This window comes from Cloacibacterium sp. TD35, from assembly GCF_028864635.1.
Classification (GTDB): Bacteria; Bacteroidota; Bacteroidia; order Flavobacteriales; family Weeksellaceae; genus Cloacibacterium.
Genome location: NZ_CP104850.1, coordinates 2,495,557 through 2,513,021, shown reverse-complemented (window position 1 = coordinate 2,513,021; position 17,465 = coordinate 2,495,557). Strand labels below are relative to the sequence as shown.

Sequence of the window (17,465 nt, the reverse complement as noted above, 5' to 3'; positions counted from 1 at the left end):
ATGAATACTACACTAACACAAACTGGACAAAAATGGCTGAATTGGGCAAGTCAACATCCGAAAAAATTCTTCATCTATTCGATGGTATTTTTATCGGTTTCCTTTATTGGCTCTCTCATTCAAGGCATCTTTTTCCCTTCAGATAATGCTTTTAAAATAAAGCCTCCGATTTTGTATTCCAAAAGTAAAATGGAACAAAATACCACCATAAATAATGAAAAAGAAATGAGAAAAATAGTGGATGAACTTAAATCACTGAAAGTGAAAAGCGAACATAAAGAATTACAAAAAGAAGACAGCTTACGAATTGACTACTTGTTTAACCAATACCAAAAATTGCGAAATGGCCGGTAGCACCGGAGGCAATTTATCTAAAAATCAAAAATAAATGAAAAAAATTGACTTCAAACAGAGAAAATATGTTTTGCCACTTTTAGCATTGCCGTTTCTGCTGCTATTTGTATATGTAGGAGCACAGTTTACCAAAGAAGACACATCGGAAAAAGATCAACCTAAAGAATTGTCACTTTCACTCGGTGAAACACAGGATTCTATTATGACGAAGAATGATGCGTATGATGCATTTTTCAAAAAAGATGACAACAGAACCATGTTGGAAGGTTTGGACAAAGAAGAAGACAGCTTATACAACTATGATGACCAATTATCACTAGCTCAAAAAAGAAAAATCGATTCATTAAAAGCCGTTTCTTCAAGACAAAATCAATATCGTGAAAAAGGAAATCCATCTTCTTATTATAGCCCTAATTCATCTCAGAGAGAAGATAAAGATTACCAAAGGTCTTCTGAAATTATCAGGATGCTGAATGACAAATCTTACGGAAAGCAAGAAAATGGATTTGATTCAGAAAGTCAGAAAGCTCCTTCCAAAAATGAGCCACAAGATCCCGTAAAATATCTGAAACAGCAAATGCTGGTGATGGATTCTTTAGAAAAAGCACGAGACCCAGAGTATCAAAGCAAACTAGCAGCTGAACAGAGACTCAAAACCAGTAAAGAAAAAATGGACGAGTTTCTTAATTCTACTTTCAATGTTAGCAAATCAGGTATTAATAACGATTTCAATGCTTTTTACAAAGAAAAAGAAAACAGCTTTATCAAAGCCGTGATTGATGAAAACAATAAAGGCTTTCTAGGAAGCAGGATTAGATTTCGACTGTTGGAGGACATCTTCATAAGCAACAGAAAAATAAGCAAAGGTTCCATTTTATATGGACAGATTTCGGGATTTTCAATGCAAAGAGTTGATCTTACAATTGTATCCGTATTTACGAAAGGAGAAATTTTTCCTGTCAATCTTTCTATCTATGATGTGGATGGAATGAAAGGATTGTATGTACCCCAAAGTGTTTTCAGAGATATGATAAGAGAAATGGGAAGCAATTCTGTACAAGGAACTCAAATGGATATGGGCGGACAAGGATTTTTTACCAGTCTTGGTTCTAAATTATTTACATCCACTTCCAAATCTATTGCCAACCTGATTAAAACCAACAAAGCCAAATTGAAGTACAATTCTTACGTATTTCTGATTGACGAAAAACAACTCAAAGATTCACAAAACCAACAAAAAAATAAAAAATGAAAACGATATTATATAGTCTGTTACTATTTACAGCTCAATTTTTAACCGCACAAACGGCAACCAAAGAACAAATTATTTCGGATTTACCCGAAATAGAAATTACAGAAGGAATTAATTTACACATTATTTCACCTGAACCGATTCAGTACGTTGATTTATCTACTCAAAAACTTACGGGAGATTTACCGACCACCAATATTGCCAGAATTAAAATTACGGACAGTCCCGAATCTAATGAGACAGAAAAAATAAAAAAGCAGACAACTTTTACTAGTGGACAAAACATTGGAGTTATAAGTGTTGTTGGACAATCATTTATTGCTCAGTACAAAGCAGTTTACAGAAATTCCGAAAACTTAAATACGGTTACCAATATTCATATTCAGCCCGAAAATATGCAACCTATTGAGTTTGATAAAATGGTGTTTTCTAATCTTGAATTGAGAAAGTTTGCAATGGATATTATTCAGAAAAGCTCAGAAAAAAATCCCATCAGAGAAGAGAAAAATCTGAAACTCAATATTCAGTTGAACAATGTGTATGTAATGAGTGATTATATTTTTTTGGATATGACTTTTAAGAACAATTCAAATCTGAGTTATGATATTGAAGACTTGAAATTTTCCATAGAAGACAAAAAAATATATAAAGCCACCAACAATCAAAGTATTGAGATGACTCCCATTTTTCAACTGAATCCACAAAAACACTTCCGTAAAAATTTCAGAAATATTTATGTCTTCAAAAAATTCACCTTTCCAAACAGTAAAGTAATGATGGTACGATTAATTGAAGAACAACTTTCAGGAAGAACCATCGAAATGAAAGTGAACTATTCAGATATTCTTAAAGCTGATACATTCTAGAGGCAGTGTCTCTTCCAATTTTTTAATCTTTTATTCCCTTAATTTTTTAATTCAAGAAATGCAAGAGCAACAACATCAAATCAAGATTTACGGTTTCCTACAGAAGGCAGTGTATGCTGTCGTGGCATTAGATTGTGCATCGCTTTTTTATCTTCATGCCAATATTCCAGTTGTATCCTATTTATTGAAAAACTTCTCAAAGCTGAGTTTTATTTACCCTCCTATCAATGCCAAGTTTGCCACATTGATTTTGATAGGATTGGTAGCTGTTGGAACGAAAGCCAAAAAAAAGAAAGACTTAAATATTTCTACAGAGATTGTGGTTCCAATGGTATTAGGATTAATCATGATTTTTTCATCTCTGATTGTGCAGAATGAAGCTGGAAATGTAAAACTCCCCAAAATATTTCCAGGCTTTAATCTCTATCAGGTCATATATGCAATTCTTTCATTTTTGGGAGCAGTCATTCTTCAGATGGGAGCTGACAGCATTTCAAAATTGATGCAGCAAAAGATGGGAAAAGACCGATGGAACGTCGAGGAAGAATCTTTTGACCAAAATCAGGAACTGATAAAGTCAGATACTAATATCAACATTCCTTATTTATTTAGATACAAAGGAAAAAGCAATAAAGGTTGGATTAATCTGAATCCTTTTCGTGGAACAATGGTGATTGGAACACCTGGCTCTGGAAAATCTTTCGGCGTGATTAATCCAGCTATCCGACAGATGATTGCCAAAGGTTTTTGTCTTTGCATTTATGATTTTAAATTTCCCGATTTGGCACAGATTGCATACTACCATTACCTGCTGAAAAAAAGCAAAGATTCGGATTATAATTACAGCTTTCATGTAATTAACTTAAATGAAGTCGAAAAATCAAGGAGAGTCAATCCATTTCATAAAAAATACATCCAAACTTTGGCGGAAGCCCAGGAAATGGCAGAATCAATGGTGTCATCTTTGCAAAAAGGAGGTTCAAGTTCGGGAGGAGGCTCTGAAGCATTTTTCACCCAATCTGCTATCAACTTTTTGGCTTCCTGCATTTATTTTTTTGCAAAACTAGAGAACGGAAAATATTCAGATTTGCCCCATATTCTTTCTTTTATGAATCGCAGCTATCAAGAAATTTTCGATACATTATTTACCAATGAAGAGATTGGTTCCTTGCTTTCACCATTCAAAACAGCCTATGATAATAAAGCGTTTGACCAATTGGAAGGACAAATAGGAACATTAAAAATATTTCTTTCAAGATTAGCGACTAAAGAAAGTTTTTGGGTTTTTTCAGGAGATGAAGTCGAATTGAAAATAACAGACAGAGAAAATCCGTCCATTCTAATTCTCGCTTCCGATCCAGGAACACAGGATATTAATTCGGCGCTGTATTCTGCAGTTCTGAACAGAACTTTACGTTTGGTCAATTCCAAACATAATTTACCAGGAGGAATTATCGCCGATGAGTTTCCTACTATTTACATTCATAAAATCGACAATGTGGTAGCCACCGCAAGAAGCAACAGAGTTGCAGTATTATTAGGATTGCAAGAAATACCACAGCTTCGTCAGTTTTACAAAAAAGAAGTCGCAGATACTATTTCTGCCATTGTTGGGAATATTCTTTCTGGTTCGGCAAGAGATAAAAATACACTCGATTGGTTAGAGAAACTCTTTGGAAAAATCAAACAGAAATCGTTTTCCCAATCTATTTCACAGCAAGGAACAACAACTAGCATTAATGAAAAGATGGACTTTATGATTCCTGCGGGAAAAATTGCAGCATTAAGAACAGGAGAAATGGTAGGAATGATAGCTCAAGGAGAAGAAAATGATACCGATGAATACAAAACATCAGCAATTAATGGAAAAATCAACTTGGATATGAAAGCCATTAAACAAGAAGAACAAAACTACATTCCGATGCCAGTTTACTATTCATTTATAGACAAAGCTGGAAACAACCGTAAAGAAGAAGTTCTGATGACCAATTTCAGAAAAATCAATAAAGAAGTGGAACTCATTGTCAATGAACATATAAAAACAGCATAAATGAAAACCATAGAAAAATATTTTATAGCAGTGTTAATATTGTCTTTTCAGATAACAGTTTTCGGGCAGTTCAATACGCTGACACCTACACTGCCGAAGAAATCGGAAACTCCAAAAGTAATAGAGCAAGTAAAAGAAGCGGACAATCCGAAGCCAAAAAAAGAGAAAAAGTCGTGGAAGGATTTTTTTCACAGTACCTCAAAAGCCGACTTGAAAAAAGAACTCGACTCTCTGCAAACATTACTTAAAGAGAATTCATCCGCTAACAACAAAAAATGGAAGTTCAAAAAATCACAGGATTCCTTGATTTTAGTAGCTCAAACTAAAATGCTCGATCAAATTAAAAATAATAATAATCAATTGTCTCAATACAGTTTGGTAAATGAAGCACGAGATATGAATTATTTAAAAATTGTAATGCCATTAAATAGTGAAATCTCTGTCACATCACCTTATGGAATAAGGACTCATCCGATTTTTGGAGCATCTAAATTTCATAATGGAATTGACTTGATTGCGAATTACGAAAATGTCTATTCGGTTCTGGACGGGAAAGTCACTGAAACAGGATGGGACAGTAATGGTGGTGGAAATTACATAAAAATTAAACACTTTGACCGTTTTGAGACTGCCTATCTCCATCTTTCAGAAATTTATTATAGTGTCGGAGAGTTTGTAAAAGCTGGTTTTATCATCGCTAAAAGCGGAAGTTCTGGAAATTCAACTGGACCGCATTTGCACTTTTCTGTGAAAGAATTCGGAAAAAACATCAATCCTACTCATTTTTTAAATGACCTTATAAAAGTAAACCAATTAATAACTACCAATTATGCAAAATGAAAATTTACCAACCGAAGAACTAAAAAAGTTCGGGATAATTAATGAAGACTTATCATTCTCAACAAAACTAAAAGCAGATGATATTCAGAAATTCCTACAAGGATATACTATTGTTGCTGACAACGAAAACAACAGGGCTACTTTTCAACTCACCGAAAATAACACTAAGCTAAAAGTTATTTTTTTGGAAAGAGATAAAAACCTATCAGAAATACTGGATAAGAGTAAAGAAAAAATTCAGTATTCTGAAACAAGATCACAATACTATGTTAATGATAATAGGCATTCTGCTCAATTGGGATTTTCAAAACAGGCATTTGTTTTTGACAAGGAAACAAATACCATAAAAGAAATTGATTTGATCAAGAATGCTCCTGAACTTACCAAAATCGTTTCGGAAAGAAAAAATCAAGAAGAAATCAATCAATATAAGTTGGAGCTAGAAAAATTAAAAAGTTTTTTACAAGAAAAAATAGGGTTATATCCAGAAATCGCTAAGAAAATTACAAGCGATTTGAATATTGTTTCTCGAGAAATTGATACTGTGAATAGTATTACGCTAGATGAAAAACAAATTGCAAAAGAAAATAATTCTAAGCTTCAGCTGAATGTAAATGACAAAGATATGTATGAAGATTCCAACCGAAATCGCGAGGAACAAGAAGAGCTACAGTCGGAAGAACAAGAAAAATCACGAAAATTTAGAAGATAGATCAAAAAATTTATCATTAGAATATTAATCAATAACAATCAAACCCCAAACATTATGGAAACACAGAAAGAATTCGACCAGGTAGAGTATCTAAAAAATCAATTAAAATACCTTGGTTTTGGAGAAGGAGAGAAACTCCACAAAGATTTAGAAAAAGGTATCAAATCCAAAAATCAACAATTTGAAATCAAGACGACTTCTGACAAAGCATTATCTGGAAATAAGGCAGATTTTACTTTGAAATTCAACAAAACAGATAGTGGAGGTATTTTTCTTAATTCGTACAACGCAAAATTGACGAACGAAAAGAATGAGGAGATTTCTCATAATTTCCCTGTGAACCGAGAAAATACCTTTACCGCAAAAGAAGCTATTAATCTTTTGGAAGGAAGAAGTGTGAAAATTGAGTTTTATAACCCTAAAAGTGAGCAGAAGGAAATTGCTTTTGTACAGTTAAATTTTGAAGAGCCTAAGACAGAAAAAGGAAACTATCTATTTCAAAATTTTTATAAAAATTATGGTGTTGAGACCGAAAAGATTGTAGAAAAATCCAACCTTATTTTTGATAAGCCTGAGTATAAAGAAAATACTATTAAATCTTTGGAAAAGGGAAATATTGTTAAGGTGAAGTTTGAGCAGGATGAAAAGGTTATTGAAGGAAAAGCTATACTTAATCCTCAAAACAGAAATCTCAAACTCTATGATTCTGATATGAATAGAATCAATACTAATAAACCCTTGGAAGGTATCGAACAAGACAATAAACACGAAAAAAACAATGTGAAGGAGCAAAGCATAAAGCGATAAATAATTCCTTAAACTAATTTAATAGCGGTAGGTCTTCAGATTTGCCGTTTTTTTAATCTATAAAAAATGAAAAAAAAATTAACATTCCCATTTTTTCTTCTGCTTTTTGTTTTGAATTCTTGTCACAAAGAAATAAAGGCAGAAAATGGAGGTATCGACATCATTTCCAACGTTTATTTTGATGCTTCCAAAGGATTAAACAAAATGCAAACCTTCCATATTTCTAGACTCAACTATCAAAATGATTCACTTATAGAATTAGTTTCTGATAAAGAATTTCCAGAAATAATAACAGACATTTATTTCATAAAAGATACTGTTTACTACAATTTAAATAATAATACTTCATCAGTTTTTTCGGAAATACAAAAACAGCAAAAACCTACTTCAGTATATGCCAAAACTGTAGGAGCTGTTTTTACAAAAGCTACACTTCTCAATTACAGAAACCGTAGGAAATTAAATGACACCATACTATTCAAAAAAAAATACAAACGTTTTGAAATCAATTCGCCTTGGAATTATACCCGATATTACATTTATCCAACTGATACCATTTTGCCCTATTCAATATACAAAGAAGTTGGTAAAGATTATAATGGTAGAATTGAAAGGATAGACTCATACGATAAAAAGAACGACATCTTTGTATCCCTTCAATTAATTCCCAGAAAAAATTGGGATGATACAGCAAAAGAAATTTTTGAGTTTAACCACTTTGTAAAAAACCGAAAAAGTGAGTGATAAAGAAATTTTGAATCCTTTTTTTGATGATATCTCCGTTGAACAGGGAACTAAAAACGAGTTGATTGTCTTTAAAAATCATAAAGACAAAGAATCATTTTTGGCACTTTTGAAGTTGAATAATCAAAGCAACAATAGAACTCTCGTAACACTCAATGCCGATGAATATTCTAAAAGATTTATTGATCGATTTCAAAACTATGAAGGTAAAATATTTCTTTGTCTGGAGGGGGATAGAACAGGAAGTATGCATACACTTAACATTCTCAAGGAATTTAAAAACAAAAATATTAAGGATATCAGAACATTGTATGGGATTTCTGAAAATGCCAATCATAATTTGGAGGAATATTTAAAAAATAAACTTCAATCTAATGATAAAAATGTTACTTTAGTCGAACTAAAAAAAGCACAAAATGAAAGAGATAACGCTAGATCCGAAGGAATTTCCAATACTCAGCACTTGGGATCCAAATCTATTGGAAGAGATATTGGAAAACTTAGCAAAAACAGCCAATCCGAACAAATCGAAAATCACTCAATCGGACAAAGATTGGGCAGCAACGATGCTGGAAATGGACTTGCAGACACAATCTGGAAGCATTTGGTCGGAGACAGAGAACGAGAAAGAGAAAGAGGATACGATGGTGGTCCACAACAAAATGATGATGAAAAAAATGAAAGAAGAGAAAATTCCTTGGGAGGAATCATATCCAGGAGAACTGTATCCCCTAGAACAGAAAAAACATTAAGTCCTAATTCTACAAATAATGAGGAATTAGACTTACTCATATCAAAATATAAAGGTCAGAAACTGACCAATGAACAAGTTGCAGAAGTAGTTTCTGTAGCTTGTTTTGTTTCTAATAATCAAAAAGTTTTTCTGAAAGAAAATCTCAAAATCACTGAGGATTTAAAAGAAATTTGTAACCAGTTCAAAAGTGGTGGAACTACAAAGGAAGGCAGAGGGATTTTAGACGAATATTACACCGACGATAAAATCGTAAATACAGTTCGAAATTTAATCAGAGGTCAAATTATTAATCAAAAAGAAATTTCAGTTTTAGAACCAAGTGTTGGAACGGGTAATTTTCTTTATGCTACAAAGGATTTAGCACTAAAATCTATTATTACTGCTTTTGAAATCAACGAAACTACGGCAAAAATTGCAAAAATTCTGCATCCCGAAGCAGATATTAATCTTCGTTCATTTGAAACCGAATTTATTGATGAAAAAGGAATTAAAAAAGAAGAATATTTACTTTATGACTTAGTAATTGGAAACCCTCCTTATGGTGAACATCGCGGCTTATATAAAGGTTTGGGGGAAGAGTCCAAAATTTCAAAATACGAAGATTATTTTGTAAAACGTTCTTTAGATTCTTTAAGAGCAGATGGGATTTTGGCTATGGTGCTTCCTTCAGGTTGGCTGAATAGACAAAAGGATTTGCAAAATGCGAATATCGTAGAAGGTTTTCGTTTGCCAAACGGAGCTTTTGCAGGAACTCAAATAGGAACGGATATTATTATTCTCAAAAAAAGTATTCATAAAATTTCTACTGATATTTCGAACTATTTTGAAGTTAATCCTTCAAGGATTTTAGGAGAAATAAGGGAAAAAACTAATCGTTTCGGACGTTTAGAAAATTATGTTCATGGAAGTTTAGAAGAGGCTTTATCAAAAATTCAAAATTTTAAAAACAAAAAGGAAACCGCAAGAATTGGAAATCTTTTCGAAGATTTATTTTTAGAAAATACCGAACAAAAAATTGATGAAAAATTTGAAACAAAAATTGAAACTAAAACAGAGAATGAAAAGCAATCCATCGAAAAAGTGTTTGATTTAGCTCAAGTTAAAATTGAAACGGTACTTTCTCAACTCAATAATATCAAATTTAAATCGCCTACAATTGTTTCAGAGATAAGAAAATATGAAAGATTTCTCGAAGACTTAATAGCAAAACCGACTTTGTTTTCAGAAGAAAATTTAAAAGAGATTATTGAAAAAAGTGATAGAATAATTTCTATTCACAATAACAAAAAGGAGAATGAGTATAAAATTCAAACCAAACCTGAACTCAAGAAAGGAATTTTAAAATATCAGTTTTCCAAACGAGATGAAATCGTCAATACTTCTTTACAAAATAGTTCTGATATTACCAAAGAACAAATTGAAGCTTTTAGAGATACCTCTTATGATGGAACACTCAATAATCATGAAAAACATTCTCGTTTTGCAAATTATATTGATGGTAAATGGGTTCATGATTTTTATTATGCTGAAGGGAATATCTATAAAAAATTAGAACAACTTGAAAATGATTTTTCGGTTAAAAATGCCAATGGAGAAATGATAAATCAATATGAAAAACAAAAATCTTTATTAGAAAGTGTACTCCCCAAACCAAAATCTTTAGACGAAATTTTCATCAGTCCTAATCACGAGTTTGTACATAAATTTGATTTAGGGATAATAGATAAAGATCGATGGAATCCGAATACAAGACAAATGGAATCCATTACAGAAAATTACAATCTTGCGGAAAAATTCAAAGATTTTGTTGGGACTTTATCCAGTGAGGCTTTTGCGGGTTCATCGGCTTGGGAAGTGCGAAGTTTTGTAAATAATGAAACAGTCACTGGAAGTGATAAAGAAAGAAATGCTTTGGTCAGAGAAAGAAGAAAAGCTGCTGCGAATGATTTGTTTTACAAATTTGTTCGGGAAGAATTAAACGATGTTATTAGAAATCGTTTCGTGAAAGAATTTAATAGAAATTACAACAATATACATGTTCCGGATTATTCTAAATTTCCACTATTCTCAAAAATTCATCAAAATTTCAAAGGAAAAGAATTAAAACTAACCGAAGTCCAAAAAGCTGGAATTGGACGACAAACCACCAAAGGAGTAGGGCTTTTGGCGCACGAGGTTGGCTTTGGGAAAACATTGTCTGGTATTCTTTCAATGCATGAAGCTATGGAAAGAGGAAATGCTAAAAGACCAATCATTGTTGTGCCCAATGATAGTATTTTGAAACAATGGGTGGAAACCATTTTTGAAACCATTCCGAATGCAAAAGTGAATGTTTTAGGAAATCTCGGAAAGGATTATGATTTGTCAAAGTTCGATAACAAGGACGGTGAAATTACCATCGTGACTTATGAAGGGTTTAATAATATTGGTTTTTCTGAAAGCATAACTCAAAATCTGGCTTCCAAATTTTCCTACATTTCTGAAAACGAATTAAAAAGTGTAAACTCCATCAGTGAAAGAGATTTTCAAAAGGAACTCGAAAAAGTTAAGGAAACAGAGGGAAAGATGAAACGTGGGAAAATCTATGATTGGGAAGATTTTGGTTTTGATCATCTCACTTATGATGAAGTTCACAACGCCAATCATATTGTTGGAAAAGTTAAAATCGAAGACCGCAGATTTGCTTCAGACTTCAGAAGCCAAAATCAACAAACTTCAAAGTTGGGAATCAATACTTGGATGGCTGCACAATACATTCAAGATAAAAACGATTGCAGAAATGTTACTCTTCTTTCAGCAACGCCTTTTACCAATAAACCTTTAGAATATTACTCAATCCTTTCATTAATTGCCAATAAACGACTTGAAGAATCAGGATATTTTAATGTGAATACTTTCTTTGAAACCTTTATGGAGGCAGACAATGATATGGAGATTGATGCAAAAGGTGATGTGAAATTTAAAGCTAATGTCCGAAGGTTTAAGAATAATTCTTTGTTTCAACAACTTCTATCTGAATTTATAGACATTAAAGGAGAAGAAGACAATCCAGAATTAAAACGCCCCAATAAAATCAATAAAGAATATAAAATTGAGCAGAATGATTTAACCAAAGAACAATATGAATTACTCAATGAAAGTTTTAATGAAACTCAAAAAGGGGCAATTCTTACACATATTCTTAATGCACGTCTGATTGCAATTTCTCCATATTTATCACCTTACTATGATGGCAAAAATTCTTCATTAAAAGAGTTTATTGAAAATTCTCCAAAGTTGAAGCAAACGATGGATTTAATCCAGCAGAATAAAAAAGATATTCCTGAATCTGGACAAATTATTTATTCTGAATTGGCAGTAGCGGAATTTCCAAAACTCAAAGAATATCTCATTCAAGAAATTGGTTACAAACCAGAAGAAATTGGAATTATCACGGGAGCAACAAATAAAAATCAAAGAATTGCTATTCAAAATGATTTTAATACTGGAAAAATAAAGGTAGTGATTGGAAGTGAGGCTATTCAGGAAGGAATGAATCTTCAAGAGAATACAACGGATATTTATATGCTTTCTTTGCCTTATAATTTCACTTCTTTACGACAAGTTGAAGGACGAGCTTGGCGACAAGGAAATAGAAATGAAAATGTACGAATCAATTTTATGTTGACTAATGATAGTATTGATGTTTTTATGCTTCAAAAATTGCAATCTAAACAAGCAAGATATTTGGAAGCGATGAAAAAAGGTGCAGATGTTTTGGATGTTTCTGACATCAGTACACAAGAGCTAAAAACAGCCATCATCACTAATCCTGAAACCAGAGCTAATATTGAAATTGAACTGATGAAGAAAAGGATAGAAAGTGAAAAAAATAAGCACCTTGCAGATATTGCTTTTGTTTTAAGAAAACATCAGGATTTTTTAAAGGTACAAGAAGAAGTTACTAAAACTCAGAATAATTATAACAGGATTCTTGGTTATTCTAAAGAAGAGGGAGAAAATGCCAATTATTGGAGAAGCCAGCTTCCTTTTTATCAAAAGTCAATTCATTTGGCTAAAGAAAAAGTACAAGAGGAAATGGAGCATTTATTGCAAAAAGGGGTTAATGTTTCTGAAATTGAAAGTAAAAAAGTAGCAACCGAAAATAAAATTGAAGAATTGGATAAAAAGTTGGAGGAGTTGCCTAATGTTCGAGAGGAATTGGTTGCTAAATATAGATTAGAAAAAGAGGAACAACTAAAGACTTATGAGATTAAGAATTATTTGAAAGAACAGGAAACGGAAAACTATAGTCTTTTTAGAAAGTCAGATTTTGAAGATAAAAAGAGTCTAGATATGATGAGGGGGCACAATACATTTTCAAATAAACAAAAATGTTCACCTGAAGAACAAACTATTTCTTTAAAAAGAAGCAGGTAGGTTTAGCCCCTCACAAAAATTCCGAACTTAATTATTTTCTTCTTTCTGCTAAGATACAATTTTATTTGATTTTAGTTTCTTTTACTTGACCTCGTCACCATAGCGTTTTCGTAACGTTTTCGTACTGATTTGAAAAATATCAAAAACCTGATAAAAATGATATCGAAAATTCCGAAAATCGATGTGCAGGGAAGTTACTGTAAATGCATAACCAAAAAATAAAAAATAAAATGACAATTAAATGCAGAGAGATTGATTTGAAAAACAATCTCGTAGGAATCCAGTTAGACATCCATAAAAATGGGTCTCGTAGAAAAAAAATGCTTGATATCAGATTGATTAAAAATCCAAAAACTCCGATGGAAAGGGAAATCAATCGTGAAAGAAAGGAAACGATTAAAAAAATTATCGCAACAATTGAACTTGACGAAATCTATTCTGATAATCTTTTACAAAAAGGATATGAGACAGAAAAAGATTTCTTTGAATATTGCCAAGAATTTATTGAAAGAAAAGCACCCTTTAGTGAAACAAGAGCCTATCATTCAATGCTTCTCAAACTGAAATCATTTACTAACAAGAAAAAGTTGCCTTGTTCTGAGATTACTGAAAATTTCTTGATTTCTTTTAAGGACTATTTAAATGGTAATTTGAATGGTAGCAGTCCGTTTAATTATTTTAAGAAATTTAAAAGAGTTTTAAAAGAAGCAACAATTGCAAAACATTTTAAAAGTAATCCTGCCGCACAATTTAGAAACTCAAAAGGGATTTCAACTGAGAAAGATATCTTAACACTGGATGAAATCTTAACACTCTCGGGAACTGAGTGTAGCAACTTGAATGTATATCGTGCTTTCCTTTTCAGTTGTCTAACTGGTCTTAGGTTTTGTGATATAAAAGTGTTGAAATGGAATAATATCAGCAATGATGATGTTTTATCAATAGTACAATTGAAAACAAAAGAAAAACTGGTAATGCCCCTTCATTCAAATGCTATAAAACTACTTAGAGAGAAAAAAACTGATAAATCTTTAGTTTTTAATTAGCCTACTCATACTGGTTGTTTAAAAATCTTAAAAAAGTGGGTAGAGAGTGCTGGAATAAATAAACACATCACTTGGCATTGTGCAAGACATACATTTGCTACATCATTAGTTTATGAAGATGTTGGTATTAATACCGTATCAGCACTTTTAGGTCATAAAGATTTAAGGCAAACTCAAATCTATGTTAGAACGGCTGAACTTTCTAAAACCAATGCAATTAGCAAACTTCCTAATATTTTATTGAACTAATATGAAAAGGACAACATTTATCGATACGATAACAGAAATAAGAGACTTAGTACTTGGCTTAAAACCAATACTTGATGTTGATGAACTAACTGCATATACAGGGTTTGAGAAATCTTATATATACAAAATGACAAGCACTCGGAAAATTCCTCACTACAAGACACCAGGAGGTAAAAAGATTTTCTTTAAAAGGGAGGAAATTGATGAGTGGATAACTTCAAACAGGATTAAGGCGTATTATGAAATTGAAGAGGAAGCAAAACTAAAGTCAAAAATCCTGCGAGAAAAATTTAAATAAATTTCCTAAAAAAGGAAACTTCAAAACCAGAATAATAAAATTTAAAAAAACAACACCCATTTTCTGCTATTTCTTATAGAAAGCGGATTAAATACCTAAAAAAAGGAATAACAATAGAATAGCAGGAAATGGATTTCAACGAAAAAAATATTTGACTTATGTTAGATACTATCAAACTTCGCCTTTATAATCAATTTTATGATTTATTGGATTTAAAATCAAAAATTGTCCCGAATTTAAAACCAATCAACAAAAAAATGTTTGCGGGGAGAATAAAGCCGACAGGAATGTTGAGAAATATGGCTATATACTTCTACGATGAGCAAATTGTCATTGAAGGAAGTATCGCCAAATTTGCTAATGGTAATAATATTGAAAATTATGATTGGAGACAATTGAAATTTGCACTCAATAAACTTTCTGAGGAATTAGGTGGCGTCAATTTAGATAATGCCAAAATCAGCCGAATTGATGTGGGATGTAATTTAATCCTCAACGAAAAAGTTACTGATTATTTCCCTGAATTGGGACATCTGAGATATCATCAAAGAGTTATGGAACACAAAACCACATTGAGATATTATGGAAATAGTATAAGAGTTATCTATTTGTTTTATGACAAATTCTCTGAATCTATTAAAAAATGCAAATTGATTGATGACCAATTTTCATCACTTTTTAAAAGCAAAAATATGATGAGAGTTGAACTTCAAATTCAAGAGAGATTACAACGTGTATTAAAGAAAAAGGATATTAGAGTCAAAGATTTATATCAAGCCGATTTTTGTAAATTACTTTTAAAACACTGGTTTGAAATGTTCTTGGAAATTGAGAAGAAAATGATTCTCGCATATCCTGTAAAAATCAAAGGTCTTGGAGGATTTAATATTTTAATGAAAAAATATCTTGTCTCAAAATTAGGATGGGAGCAACTGGAATTTTTATTAAGTAAAGGTGTAGAAAACAATTGTATCGCATCAAAAGCTAAATCAGTCAAACTAAGTCAACTTCGTGAAGCAGTCTTTGAAATGAAAGGTTTTAAGTATCAAAACAACATTAAGGAATTGATTCATAAAATGAAAGTGATGTATGTCGAAGGTTTGAAACAAGTATATAAAATGTAAAAAATAATAACCTGTTGATATTTGAAATCAAGATAGACACTGTGCGTTTTTGCTTGTCTTATTCCTTGAAACAAGCAAATTCAAAAGAAAAAACTGCTAAATCGGCTTGTCGGGAAAGAAATCTTTAATTGAACAATCAAACTCTTTTGCTAGAGTGTTGAGGTGATTCAAATTATACTTTGAAGGATATTTCGGACTTTCTATTTGACCAATGAAGCCTCTTGAGGTGTTTAGAAAGACCGAAATATCATCCTGAGAAAATCCTTTTGATAAACGAATTTCTTTGATTTTGTCTATTACAATCTGCTCTATTTTTGTCTTTTTATTCTTAGTCATAGATAAGCAGTTGTAAAATTCCTGAATAAGCGGTATTTTCGTGCTAAGTAATAACTAAGAATATGAAAAAATTAATTGCTTTTTGTTTTGTTTTATTGAGTTTTGTTGCGTTTGCTCAAACCTCAAATGAAGAAAATCTGAAAGATTGGGTATTTCCAAAAAATATCAAAGAAAAGAAATTTGAATTAAAATCATTTGAATTTGGTAAAACTACAAACTACGAAATGAATTTTTCTGAAATCTCGGAGAAAACTTTTAAAATTGACAATAGAAAATATGAAGTTGATAATAACAGAATTTTATTGTCGGAAATTGATTTAGATTATGACGTAAATACCTATACTGAAAATAATATTTATTGGGAATTGCCAGAGTCTGAAAAAATAAAAACTTGGAAATACGCTGAAATTAATGGTTACTTTATAAATTTTAAAAGTTATTGGAAAACAATTGACGGAATTAAATTTTTAATTACTGAAAGAATAACAATTGACAAATATAATAGGAGCAATAATTTACGAAAAGTTGAATACTATCAAAAATATAATGGCTTGACAAAAGTTGATTTATTTGACTTAAATACAAAAAAATTGAGCGAAACACATAAAGAGTTAAGTTCTGAAAAATTTGTTGAAAATGGTAATCTTCCTGAATCTAATAGAGATACTTTATCAATTAAAAATTTGGAAGAAAATCAACTACAAGCAGAATCTTTTACTGATGGAAAGATTGTGAAATATTATAAAATTGTAATTGAGAAAGACGAAGGATTACCTTATTTGATAAAGGATTCATTAAACATCTATAATTCAAGAGGAGTTGAAGGTATTCCTCCACCCAAAATAGACTTAAAGGAAGAATCAATCTACTATGATGGAAGCAGGATTTATAGGAGTGGTCTGCGAAAAATGAAAATTGTCAAAACTGTTTATTTCAAAGAACCTTTCTCAATCAATAGAGAGTTATATTACTGCGATGGAGAAAAAAATTTTTATAAGGTAATTAATGACAAACTTCAAATGAGTATTCATGATAAGGTTGAAAGTGAAATAAGTTCAGATGATTTTCAAATTCAGAAAAATGAAATTGATAAAAATAGCGAAATCTATAAAGAACTAAATGGACAAGTTAAAGAACAAGGGATTTATGTTCTAATCAAAGAAACAACGGAAGATAATGTGAGAACTCAAAGAATTAGAAAATTCAACTTTAAAAAAAATGATGATTAAAGAAAAATATAGTTTATTTCTTATACTTTTAATGATTTCATTGATTTCTTGCTCAAGACGAAAACCAATAGAGCAAGTTGATTTTGATTTGAAACGTGCCTACCACAATAAAGTAGAAATACAGCAATTAAATATCAAAAAAATTGCATCATTTTCGGAAAATGGTAAAAAGTATGATAGCATTTATTTTGATACAAATCTATTGATTAAAGAAGACTTTTTTACTGACGAAATGAAGTTCTATAAAGGAATGAAAATTATAACAGAAAATGATGTTTTTGTTTATGAAAATTCTTTTGAGCCAATTCTTGTTGGGTTTAAACTCGGATATGTTAAATTAGAAGAGGTCAATTAATTCAATAATATCACTTTTTTTATAGTTATA

16 protein-coding genes are annotated in these 17,465 nt (G+C 31.3%); 15 read left to right on the top strand and 1 reads right to left on the bottom strand.

Annotated features, from left to right (window positions below; genetic code table 11):
- The 13 genes from N7277_RS11535 (at nt 1) to N7277_RS11480 (ending at nt 15,515) form a co-directional block, all read left to right on the top strand.
- Nucleotides 1-354, top strand: coding sequence for a hypothetical protein (locus N7277_RS11535; protein WP_274779678.1), 354 nt, complete (start codon nt 1-3; stop codon nt 352-354).
- A 34-nt stretch (nt 355-388) separates the two neighbouring features.
- Complete coding sequence (gene traM, locus N7277_RS11530) at nt 389-1,606, top strand: conjugative transposon protein TraM (protein WP_274779677.1); 1,218 nt, start codon at nt 389-391, stop codon at nt 1,604-1,606.
- Nucleotides 1,603-2,472 carry a conjugative transposon protein TraN gene (traN, locus tag N7277_RS11525; RefSeq protein WP_274779676.1) on the top strand — a complete coding sequence of 290 codons (870 nt, stop codon included), beginning with the start codon at nt 1,603-1,605 and terminating at the stop codon, nt 2,470-2,472. The genes traM and traN overlap by 4 nt, the downstream gene beginning before the upstream one ends.
- A gap of 58 nt (nt 2,473-2,530) precedes the next feature.
- Nucleotides 2,531-4,522 (top strand): type IV secretion system DNA-binding domain-containing protein, encoded by a 1,992-nt coding sequence (locus N7277_RS11520; RefSeq protein ID WP_274779675.1) that lies wholly within the window; start codon nt 2,531-2,533, stop codon nt 4,520-4,522.
- On the top strand, nt 4,523-5,362 hold the full coding sequence (locus tag N7277_RS11515; RefSeq protein ID WP_274779674.1) for a M23 family metallopeptidase: 840 nt from the start codon (nt 4,523-4,525) through the stop codon (nt 5,360-5,362). It abuts the gene before it with no gap.
- Nucleotides 5,352-6,074 (top strand): hypothetical protein, encoded by a 723-nt coding sequence (locus tag N7277_RS11510; RefSeq protein WP_274779673.1) that lies wholly within the window; start codon nt 5,352-5,354, stop codon nt 6,072-6,074. The genes N7277_RS11515 and N7277_RS11510 overlap by 11 nt, the downstream gene beginning before the upstream one ends.
- 54 nt (nt 6,075-6,128) lie before the next feature.
- On the top strand, nt 6,129-6,881 hold the full coding sequence (locus tag N7277_RS11505; RefSeq protein ID WP_274779672.1) for a DUF6449 domain-containing protein: 753 nt from the start codon (nt 6,129-6,131) through the stop codon (nt 6,879-6,881).
- 66 nt (nt 6,882-6,947) lie between these two features.
- Entirely contained in the window at nt 6,948-7,625 is a 678-nt protein-coding gene (locus N7277_RS11500) for a hypothetical protein (protein WP_274779671.1), read from the top strand.
- Entirely contained in the window at nt 7,618-12,798 is a 5,181-nt protein-coding gene (locus N7277_RS11495; protein WP_274779670.1) for a helicase-related protein, read from the top strand. The genes N7277_RS11500 and N7277_RS11495 overlap by 8 nt, the downstream gene beginning before the upstream one ends.
- A gap of 230 nt (nt 12,799-13,028) precedes the next feature.
- Complete coding sequence (locus N7277_RS11490) at nt 13,029-13,844, top strand: site-specific integrase (RefSeq protein ID WP_274779669.1); 816 nt, start codon at nt 13,029-13,031, stop codon at nt 13,842-13,844.
- 24 nt (nt 13,845-13,868) lie between these two features.
- A complete protein-coding gene (locus N7277_RS11970; protein WP_446715143.1) occupies nt 13,869-14,093 on the top strand; it encodes a tyrosine-type recombinase/integrase in 225 nt (74 codons plus the stop codon).
- 1 nt (nt 14,094) lies between these two features.
- Complete coding sequence (locus N7277_RS11485) at nt 14,095-14,391, top strand: helix-turn-helix transcriptional regulator (RefSeq protein WP_274779668.1); 297 nt, start codon at nt 14,095-14,097, stop codon at nt 14,389-14,391.
- Between the two features lie 158 nt (nt 14,392-14,549).
- Nucleotides 14,550-15,515, top strand: coding sequence for a phage/plasmid replication domain-containing protein (locus N7277_RS11480; RefSeq protein WP_274779667.1), 966 nt, complete (start codon nt 14,550-14,552; stop codon nt 15,513-15,515).
- Between the two features lie 96 nt (nt 15,516-15,611).
- Here the strand turns inward: N7277_RS11480 and N7277_RS11475 are convergent, their stop codons facing one another.
- Nucleotides 15,612-15,851 (bottom strand): helix-turn-helix domain-containing protein, encoded by a 240-nt coding sequence (locus N7277_RS11475; protein ID WP_274779666.1) that lies wholly within the window; start codon nt 15,849-15,851, stop codon nt 15,612-15,614.
- Nucleotides 15,852-15,913: 62 nt separating this feature from the next.
- Here N7277_RS11475 and N7277_RS11470 point away from each other — a divergent pair, with 62 nt between their 5' ends.
- Both N7277_RS11470 and N7277_RS11465 read left to right on the top strand, forming a co-directional pair.
- Nucleotides 15,914-17,080 carry a hypothetical protein gene (locus N7277_RS11470; RefSeq protein ID WP_274779665.1) on the top strand — a complete coding sequence of 389 codons (1,167 nt, stop codon included), beginning with the start codon at nt 15,914-15,916 and terminating at the stop codon, nt 17,078-17,080.
- A complete protein-coding gene (locus tag N7277_RS11465; protein WP_274779664.1) occupies nt 17,070-17,435 on the top strand; it encodes a hypothetical protein in 366 nt (121 codons plus the stop codon). Before N7277_RS11470 ends, N7277_RS11465 begins: the two co-directional genes overlap by 11 nt.
- Nucleotides 17,436-17,465: the final 30 nt, after the last annotated feature.

Excerpts from the sequence above, each read along its gene's own strand:
- N7277_RS11535 (WP_274779678.1), top strand. The coding sequence starts at position 1 with ATGAATACTACACTAACACAAACTGGACAAAAATGGCTGAATTGGGCA.
- traM (WP_274779677.1), top strand. The coding sequence starts at position 389 with ATGAAAAAAATTGACTTCAAACAGAGAAAATATGTTTTGCCACTTTTA.
- traN (WP_274779676.1), top strand. The coding sequence starts at position 1,603 with ATGAAAACGATATTATATAGTCTGTTACTATTTACAGCTCAATTTTTA.
- N7277_RS11520 (WP_274779675.1), top strand. The coding sequence starts at position 2,531 with ATGCAAGAGCAACAACATCAAATCAAGATTTACGGTTTCCTACAGAAG.
- N7277_RS11515 (WP_274779674.1), top strand. The coding sequence starts at position 4,523 with ATGAAAACCATAGAAAAATATTTTATAGCAGTGTTAATATTGTCTTTT.
- N7277_RS11510 (WP_274779673.1), top strand. The coding sequence starts at position 5,352 with ATGCAAAATGAAAATTTACCAACCGAAGAACTAAAAAAGTTCGGGATA.
- N7277_RS11505 (WP_274779672.1), top strand. The coding sequence starts at position 6,129 with ATGGAAACACAGAAAGAATTCGACCAGGTAGAGTATCTAAAAAATCAA.
- N7277_RS11500 (WP_274779671.1), top strand. The coding sequence starts at position 6,948 with ATGAAAAAAAAATTAACATTCCCATTTTTTCTTCTGCTTTTTGTTTTG.
- N7277_RS11490 (WP_274779669.1), top strand. The coding sequence starts at position 13,029 with ATGACAATTAAATGCAGAGAGATTGATTTGAAAAACAATCTCGTAGGA.
- N7277_RS11485 (WP_274779668.1), top strand. The coding sequence starts at position 14,095 with ATGAAAAGGACAACATTTATCGATACGATAACAGAAATAAGAGACTTA.
- N7277_RS11480 (WP_274779667.1), top strand. The coding sequence starts at position 14,550 with ATGTTAGATACTATCAAACTTCGCCTTTATAATCAATTTTATGATTTA.
- N7277_RS11475 (WP_274779666.1), bottom strand. The coding sequence starts at position 15,851 with ATGACTAAGAATAAAAAGACAAAAATAGAGCAGATTGTAATAGACAAA.
- N7277_RS11470 (WP_274779665.1), top strand. The coding sequence starts at position 15,914 with ATGAAAAAATTAATTGCTTTTTGTTTTGTTTTATTGAGTTTTGTTGCG.
- N7277_RS11465 (WP_274779664.1), top strand. The coding sequence starts at position 17,070 with ATGATGATTAAAGAAAAATATAGTTTATTTCTTATACTTTTAATGATT.